The following is a 5,989-nucleotide window of genomic DNA, read 5'->3' on the forward strand; positions in this document are numbered from 1 at the left end:
CCAGGGAGGCCTGCACAAGGTGCCGGTCCCGGAGGCGGAGGGCGTCGACCGGACCTACCCCGAGCGAAGCGAGTACTCCGCCGACTACTTCTACGACGTGCCGGACGGCGTCCAGCGCCACGTGTTCGAGCTGGGTGCGGGCGAGGCCGGCCGACCGGGCGGTGCGGGCGCGGGCGGGGGATGGGCACGTGTTCCTCCTGGCGGTGGCGGACGAAACGGCGCCCCCGCCGACGCGGTGTCGGCGGGGGCGCGGTGTGCTGGGTCAATCCGCGGTCAGGCGGCGTCTTCCTCGTCGTCCTGGTCGAGTGCGGAGGGATCGGCGCCCAGGGCGTACCGGCCGCGCTGCTCCTTGCCATCGAGGACTTGAAGGTGGACCTCGCCCTTCTTCTTCAGCTTCGTCAGCTGATTACCGAGGGTGGATTCCTCGATGTCGAGGAGCGGGGCGAAGTCCGCGCGGTCGACGTAGTCGTACTCGCCGCCGAGGTCGCGGATCGCTTCGAGGATCTTCTCTGCGGCGGTCTTGGCCTTGGGGGCCTTGGGGATGTCGACGCCCGCGAACGCCTTGGGCGCGGCGGCCTCGCCGTCCTCGTTGATCGGGGTTTCGGCGATCTCGTGCCGGTACTCCCAGTCCGGCCAGTCCGCCGGGTAGGCGACCTGCTCGGTGTCGATGTAGGGGGCGGCGGACTCGAGGATGAAGGTGCGCATCATCTCGGCGACACCGCCGGGGCCGAGGGTGTAGCCCAGACCGAACGTGCTGCGCGGGTCAGCCAGCACGGTGTCCTCGGCGAAGACGAGCGGCTCTTCAACATCCCAGGTGGCGGGGATGGTGCCAGGGTCGACCTTCTCGAAGCCGGTCGAGGCGAGGTTGGACTGGTCGGAGTCGGTGCGCAGCAGCACCAGGCTGCCGCCCTGGACCAGGTTGGTGCGCAGCGGCGTGCTGCCGCCGAGCTTGTCGGCGTTGACGGCCTGGTTGATGATCCCGAGGGGGATGCCCATGGAGCGGGCCTTGGCGGCCATGGCCTCCAGAATGACGCGGGCCTCGCGTTTGTCGTCGTCGCCGAGCTCGGTGAGCGGCACGTGCGCCTCGTCCAGGAGCAGCCGCACCCAAGGCCGCTCGGGGGTCGCGACGAAGTTCTTCATGCCCAGACGGCCGGACTCTGCGATGCGCCACTTCATCAGGGCGTAGCCGACGCGCAGGGCGCCCATGCTTCCCTGTTCGGCCAGGCCGGAGTAGCAGGCCATCTTGACGATGTCGGGATTGGAGGAGCCCTTGGGGTCGCCGTAGATGATGGCGTGGCCGTTGACGTGGTCGGCCAGGGCCACGATTTGGGCCAGGCCGCCCTTGCCGGAGCCGGTGACGCCCGCGATGTACAGGTGCCGTGCGCCCAGGGTCGGGTCCCGGAACTGGAGCCTGGCAGGGCGTCCGCTGACATGCCGTCCGATCTGCACGTAGCCGCCCGAGGAGGCCTTCAGCACCTCGGTGCCGGGGAAGGGCACGCCGTCCTGCAAGGGGTTGTGCTGCATGATGCGGACCTTGCCGCGCCGCGGGTTGCCGGGCACGGGAGTGTAGGCGCACAGCAGGGTGGTGGTGCGCAGGGCTCCGGCGAGGTCATCGTGGGCGGGGACGGTGAGGCGGGCGGTGTCGTCGTCGGCGACGACGTAGGCGACCTCGCCGCCGGTCATCGGATCGTCCTGCACCTCTTCGAGGTGGCTCCCCTTCATCACCAGCGGGGCGACCCACTTCGCCCACGCCCCGGCCAGCGTGGAGGTGTCCAGATCAGCGGGGGCCACGAGGTTGACAGTGATGCGGCACTGGCCCGCGTGGCCGCCAGCGGCGAAGCGCACCCATCCCGGATCGACACGGAAGACGCTGGAGACGGTCTCCTTGGTGACGTTGACGGCGATGCCGGGGGGCGCGGTGATGATGCCCGACCACTGTCGCGGCCGCACCACAAGCTCGCTCAAGACTTGGCCTTTGTTGGTGCCGTTCTCCGGGTGGGAGATGACGCGGGCCCAGTCCCGCATGATGCGCTGCCACTGGGTCGGCGGGAGCTGCGGCGGTTGCGCTGGCCGCGCCGGAGCTGCGGCGGGCGCGGCCTGCCTGCGGGCGAGGACCTTGCGGAGCTTGTAGGGGACCAGCGCGACCGCGGCCCACCAGCCCAGGGAGACGATGCCGGGCACGCTGGGCAGCGTGAGCACTCCGGCCATCAGCGCGTCCGTGCCCACCCCGCCCATCAGGGTGCCAATTCCCAGGGCCATGCCGGTGGTCAGGGTGGAGATGCCCAGTGTGGTGCGGTGCGCGGCCAGGACGTCGGCGGCGGGCAGCTCGGCGGCGAGCGAGGCGGGCAGTCGGTGCATGTAGTTCGCGCCCGTCACGACGGCGGCGGCACTGTAGGCGATCGCTGCGGTGACGGAGGCGCCGCCGTCCAGCCACGGGGCCAGGACACCGGTCGCGATGGGGGCGGCAGAGGCGGCGATCGCCACGGCGCGCTCAGTCGAGGCGGGGCGCGCCGTAGTGGACGACGTGGTGGACACGAGGACTCCTTGCTGATGAGCGCAGATGAGGGAGGCGGGGAAGGGGCGGGCTGCGGCTTGTGTGCCGGGCCCGCCCCTTGGGGGTGGTGTGGGGCGAGGGCTATTCCTGGGTGAGCCAGTCGGCGTGGATGTCGTACTTGCCGACGAGGGTGGAGCGGGACATTGCTTCCTGGAGGCCGCCGTAGCTGGTCTTGGCCTGGTCGCCGGTGGCCTTGGCCTGCTTGGCGGTGTCGTCGGCGGCGGCGGCGAAGGCGGTGGCGCCCTCGCTCACTCCGGCGGTGATCTTCATCAGGTCGCGTGTTTCGGCGACGGTCTCCGGGTCGACGGACTTGCCCGCGATCTGGTCGGCGACGCGCCCGGTGTCCTTGGCGTCGCCGTCGATGATCTGGGCCTGGGCGCGGATCTGCTCCGCGCTCTTGCCCAGGGTGCGCTCGTACTCCAGCACCTGGGCGCGGAGCTGGCTGTAGGTCAGGTCAGACATGGGTTCCTCCTAGGCGGCCTTGGTGTATCCGGCATCGCGGAAAAAACGGAGCTCGGGGGCGGTGCTCTCGGGGGAATCGACGATCGCCTGGTAGAGCGGCTGGTAGCGGGTCTCGATCCTGGTCAGCAGGCCCTTGCACGCATCCGCGGCCCGCAGCGCCCGCTTGTGGAGCTCCTCAGCCTTGACCGCCTGAACCTTCGCCTTTTCCACCAGCTTGGTGATGTGGCCGGTGAGCTTCTCGCCGCCCTTCACGCTCTTGGCGTCCTCCAGGAGCTTCTCCATCTCAGTGGCCTGCTGCACGGCTGCGGCCTGCAAGGTCTTGGTCGCTTCGGCGACCTTCACCAGGGCCTCGGCCTTGGCCTGGAGGCGGCGCTGGAAGCCCTTGTAGGTGCGCACCTCCCCCCGCGTGAGGCTCTGGCCGTTGCCGAGTGTCAGCTGTGCGGCGTCGATTCCGGCGACGTCGATCGGGGTCGCGTCGTCCATATCCAGCTCCTTGTCTTTGGCCTTCTTGAAGGCGTTGTGCGCCTTGTCCAGGCGCTTCTCGTCGGCCTTGCGCACCCGCTCCTGATCCGCCCAGCCGTCCTTCACGCCGCGTCCGTAGGCCTTGACGTGGCCGTAGACGCGGTTCGCGCGGACGCCATCGCCATGACCGGTCTCGCGGGACTTCCTGGTGTCGTACGGCTTGCCGTCGGCGCCCGCCAACGGCTTGTGCTTGGCGGCCTGGTCCTTCTTGTCCTTGCCTCCGGGGCCGCTCTTGCCGCTCGCGTCCTTGCCGCCAGAGCCACCCTTGCCGCCGGTGTCCTTGCCGAAGGAACCGCCAGGCGTCGTGCCTCCGGCCCCGGCGGCCTTCGAGCCGGGAGCGCCCTTCGAGCCGGGGGCACCGTTCTTGCCCGACCCGCCGCCCGCCGAGGAGCCCGGCCCCTTGGCGGGTCCGGTGGCATCCTTCGCGCCCTTGGTGCCGGGTCCCTGGTCCTTCGGTGTGCGGAGCGACGTTCCGGCCGGGGAGGCGCCTCCCTTTCCGCTGGCGCCATTTGCTCCACCTGAGCCGGAGCCGGTATTCTTCGGCGCCTTTTGCACCTGGCCGCCGTTTTTGGCGGAGCCGTCTTTTCCGGTGCCCGCGGGGCCACGTCCAGCGCTTCCCCCAGGTCCCGAACCGGCGCCCCCGCCGGAGCGCCCGGCGGGCCCTTGACGGGAACCAGACGCCGAGTTGTTCGCTCCCTGGGTATTTCCGCGCGGAGAGGCCTTACTGTCGAGGGATTTCCCGCCGCCACCCGACGCACTGCCAGAATTCCCGCCACGGGTCGGGAGGCCGCCGGAGCGGCTTACGGTCACGGTTTTCTGGGTTTTGGTCTGGTTCGCCTGTGCTTTTGCTTTCTGTAGATCGAGGCGCTTGTTCTGGGTGCCGCCGCCCTTGGCCCAGCGCTTTGCTCCGGCGAGCCACCATTCTTTCCAGACGGATTGCTTGTACCGGGATCCGGCGGCTTTCGTGCCGTCCTCTCCGTCCTCATCACTGGCGTGATAATCGGCGCTGGACGTCCCGTCCGGGGCCCGGTAAGCCGCCTCTTCTTCCTCGCTCTCGGCGCTCTCCTCGACGTCCTCGGGGCCCGGGATCCAGCTCTCGCCGAAGCCCGGCCGGGACACCTCCTCGGCGGCCAGGGCGGAGGCCAGCCAGCCCTTCGCGGGCACCGGGGGCAGGTGGGATTCAGCGGACTCATCCGGGCCGGGAACGGCCGCCGGAGCCGTGTCGCTTGCCATCACACTCCTTACTCTGCGGAGTTACCTACTCCCTACCTCCCGGCCCGAAAGCGCGGTACGGGCTCCCTCATGGAGGCCCGTACTGCGGTTTTCTGGGTCGGGAGGTAGGGAGGAAGTAGCTCTAGCCGTTACTCTTCGTGTTCTTTTTGGCGAACAAGGCGACCGCCGCGACGACCACCACGGCACCGGCCAGCATGCTGTCGTTCAGCCCCCCGCCCTCCCCGTCGCCGTCGGACGCGGAGCCCGCGGCCGCCATGTCGGAGCCGTCGGCGCTGGCGGGGTACTGCGCCTGGCAGTCCTCGACCACGTCGCCGTGCGAGGGGGCACCGAGGGTGGCCTTGTCGACCTTGGAGGCGTTCGCCTTCACGCACGCATCAACGTTCGCCTGACGGATCTTGTCGGCGGCATTGGTGGCCTTGGATTCCTTCTCGTCGGCGCGGTTCATTTCCTTGAGCCGCTCCAGCTCCAGGCGCTCCTGCTGCAAGGCGATTTCCTGCGCCTTCTGCTCGCGCTCGGCCTCGTTACTGGAGTGCACGTTCCATCCGATGATGGAGCCGCCGCCGATAATAGCGATGCCCAGTGCGATAGCCGCCTTACCGCGCGGCGTCAGACCCGTCTTTTGCGGCGCCTGCGGGACACCGTAAGGACCGTAGGGGTCATAGTCGTTGTTCTGGGCATATTCATTAGGCCGCTCGGCCATGGGGTATTCCTTCGCGATCTGATTGAACGCCATTTCCTCTTCGGGGGTCATCTTTCTATTCTCCGTTTTCTTGTGCTGAGCGAGCGGCGGAAATAAGCAGTGTCTCGACAGCGGCGAATTCCTGGCCGGGAAGGTCGTTCCAGGCGAAGAACTCCATGTGCACTCCGGCGGCATGCAAGGCCTGCTGCATGTACTGCACGGCCCGGTCCCGGCTCTGCTCGGTGGCGTGTCCGGTCCTGACCAGCAGGGTCTGCGCGCCGCGGATGCACATGCGGCCGGTGGGGGAGACGTCGACCGACTGGGCCCAGCCGTAGCGGCGCAGCACCGCCAGGACCTGCTCCAGGTGCGCCGAAGGGCGCTGGGGGGCGGGGTCCTGCCACCAGCCCAGATCGGCGAGCACAGCCCGCACGGAGCGGGGCAGCAGGCGGTGACTCCACGAGGGCGGCGGCGCGGCCGGGGCGCGGCGCGGGACGTCGGCGAACTGCCGGGGGTGCGGAGGCGGGTGAGGCGGTCGGTCG

The 5,989-nt window shown here is 69.5% G+C and carries 5 protein-coding genes; all 5 read right to left on the reverse strand.

The features are described from left to right. Window positions 1–273: 273 nt before the first annotated feature. Window positions 274–2,535, reverse strand: coding sequence for a hypothetical protein (locus AB8Z36_RS04115; RefSeq protein ID WP_369211773.1), 2,262 nt, complete (start codon window positions 2,533–2,535; stop codon window positions 274–276). 100 nt (window positions 2,536–2,635) lie between these two features. After that, on the reverse strand, window positions 2,636–3,016 hold the full coding sequence (locus tag AB8Z36_RS04120) for a hypothetical protein (protein ID WP_369211774.1): 381 nt from the start codon (window positions 3,014–3,016) through the stop codon (window positions 2,636–2,638). A 9-nt stretch (window positions 3,017–3,025) separates the two neighbouring features. Continuing rightward, the gene (locus tag AB8Z36_RS04125; protein ID WP_369211775.1) at window positions 3,026–4,771 is read right to left on the reverse strand and encodes a hypothetical protein; all 1,746 of its coding nucleotides are present in this window, start codon (window positions 4,769–4,771) and stop codon (window positions 3,026–3,028) included. Window positions 4,772–4,892: 121 nt separating this feature from the next. Continuing rightward, entirely contained in the window at window positions 4,893–5,522 is a 630-nt protein-coding gene (locus tag AB8Z36_RS04130) for a hypothetical protein (protein ID WP_369211776.1), read from the reverse strand. Window positions 5,523–5,526: 4 nt separating this feature from the next. Further along, window positions 5,527–5,989: DUF6197 family protein (locus AB8Z36_RS04135; protein WP_369211777.1), on the reverse strand; the 463-nt coding region annotated here is incomplete at its 5' end.

Source organism: Streptomyces flavofungini (assembly GCF_041028215.1).
Taxonomy (GTDB): domain Bacteria; phylum Actinomycetota; class Actinomycetes; order Streptomycetales; family Streptomycetaceae; genus Streptomyces; species Streptomyces flavofungini_B.